This window comes from Providencia sp. PROV261 (assembly GCF_028477945.1).
GTDB lineage: Bacteria > Pseudomonadota > Gammaproteobacteria > Enterobacterales > Enterobacteriaceae > Providencia > Providencia stuartii.
This window is the reverse complement of the sequence record NZ_JAMPMC010000008.1, coordinates 1-2,197: the sequence shown is the minus strand read 5'-3', so window position 1 is coordinate 2,197 and position 2,197 is coordinate 1. Positions and strand designations below refer to the sequence as shown.

General features: G+C 42.2%; 2 protein-coding genes and 1 pseudogene. All 3 read right to left on the bottom strand.

Annotation, left to right across the window (positions count from 1 at the left end; genetic code table 11):
- Positions 1-719, bottom strand: a pseudogene (locus PR675_RS05845) (type IV secretion protein Rhs); the annotation flags it as partial.
- Between the two features lie 551 nt (positions 720-1,270).
- Positions 1,271-1,576 (bottom strand): hypothetical protein, encoded by a 306-nt coding sequence (locus PR675_RS05840; protein WP_004927190.1) that lies wholly within the window; start codon positions 1,574-1,576, stop codon positions 1,271-1,273.
- Between the two features lie 15 nt (positions 1,577-1,591).
- The coding region (locus PR675_RS05835) for an RHS repeat-associated core domain-containing protein (protein WP_272582703.1) at positions 1,592-2,197 on the bottom strand (606 nt) is incomplete at its 5' end.

The following is a 2,197-nucleotide window of genomic DNA, read 5'->3' as shown; positions in this document are numbered from 1 at the left end:
CTGGTATTGATATCCTGCTCTTGCAGTAACCGTAGTCCTTGCCAGACAAAATGGGTTTCATGGCGTGTTAGCTTGCCATGAGCTCGTGACTCGACCACTTTATGAATGCGCCGACCCAGTGCATCGTAGTGATACTGGGCTTTCACGTCACTGGTCTGGGCGATAACTAAACGGTTATCCCCATCATACTGATACGTTTGTTTGACTTGGTTAGGGTGTTCGCGTGAAATCACGTTACCGTACGCATCATGGCGATATTGCCAGCCTTGAAATTGAAGTAGCCTATCCCCTTGTGGGCTTAGGACTGGCGTTGATGGCGTTTGAACCTCGATTTCTGACTGAGGACGCTCTAACAGATTATCCGCACGGTCATAGAACAGCATGGCATCCATGTTTTCGCCACTGGAGACTTTCTTCAGCCGCTGCTCAGAGTCATACAGGTATTCCACCCAGCCCCGATAATGGTCTTCCATCGCGCCAAGGTTATCTTGCTCATCATAAAACCATTTTCGTGATGAGGTAATGCCATTGAGTGGATGCGGTTTATCGCGTGAGCTGAAGGTGCTTATTGTCCGTCCCAGCTTATCGTACTGTCGGTATTGGGTTAGAACACCTTGGGTACGGCTGATTTCACGATGGAGGTCATCGCGTTCAAATTCGGTGATCGTTAGTGGGTCAGTTTTGCATTGTTGGTAACACCGGGAAAGCCGGGCAGGCAACCAAAGAATCAGAGCAGCAAGCCGAGCCTGGTGAAAAGGGCAGTATTACGGTTCTGCGGCTGAACAGCTACGCGCACCTGGGTGAGTTTAACATTCCAGAAGGCACGCCAAAGGCAAGCGTAGAGCGATTCAATAATAAGGTGTATATACTGTCAGAGAAGCCAGACAAGCGCTTGTCTGGATTGTGGATCGGTCGAGATGCTAACGGCAGGGAGGGGCTTTGCGGTTACATCAACAACAGTATGCGTATTCAGAAATGTTATTTTATACTTTATAGGGAAGAATGAATTTGCGAAGGCAGTAAAAACTGCCTTCTATACTTGTTATTTAGCAATATAGAAATTAAATGCTGTTGCGGTTAAGTAGCGACCATCTGTACCATCATAAATTTTTGCAGCATCAGGCCAAGCAAAATATCGAGTTTCAGGTTTATCACGATACAATTCTCCGGTTTCCCTGTTAATAGCATAAACCTTTTTGGCTCCTTTTTTGAAGATTTTCCAAACGCCCTTAACGAATGCATCTGTTTTTGGGGCTTATTGGATATTTACCTACTCATCAGTAAACGAATAAGCACTCTCACATAAGAGATTTTGTTTTGATAGCGATTCTAACTTTCTGATATCATTTATTATTCTCTCTAATGCTAAATACAAACCTTCTAATTCCTTTATAGATAAATTGTATGTTGCTGCATTCTCGATAATATCTATGCCACTTTTACATTTATCATGTATGTACAACGTTATGAATTTTTCATAATTAGGCAGCTTTATGGTACTTGATACCCCCCCAAAAGAAGTGTTTGAATTTACATCACCAAATAAATAGGTTCCAGTGTATATCTCTTTGGGCATATATAACTCCAGATGTTAACATTTTTTTAATTTAACTTCAGGGTGATTAGGTGATGGCAGCCTTGAACCGCCATCTGTTAGTTTATTATATGTATTTAAACCTTTGCCTTTTTTGTCTATAGCATCTACATTTTTGAGCCCTGCTTGTTGGGCAACGTAAGTCGTACGATTATTTAAGGTTGCATACACCTCTTGCCCATTAGGCATTATTATTTTTTCATAACTAATTTGAAGACCATCTGGTAATTTACCTAGTTTTCTAGTTTCAATGATGGCCTCTTCTACTGTTTTACCTTTCCATGGGCCTTGCGCAAAAATATCCGAAATAGAATTTTGTGTATACCATAAGTCATGAGGATTAATTAATCCTAATGGATCTGTATGTGACAACGGATTCGGTGCATATCGATACAAATTCATCCCACCCAACAACCCAATCGGATCAGGCATGATAAAACGGCCTATCTGTGGGTCGTAGAACCTGAACGTATTAAAATGTAGCCCCGTTCCATTGTCAAAATACTGCCCGGCATAGCGTAAGTTTTGCTCGAAGGACTCCATTTCACGTTCTGGGTCAGAGTAGAAACTCAATGGGCTACTGCGAACAAAACCAAAGCGTTC

Coding starts and splice junctions, on each gene's coding strand:
- PR675_RS05840 (WP_004927190.1), bottom strand. CDS start 1,576: ATGCCCAAAGAGATATACACTGGAACCTATTTATTTGGTGATGTAAAT.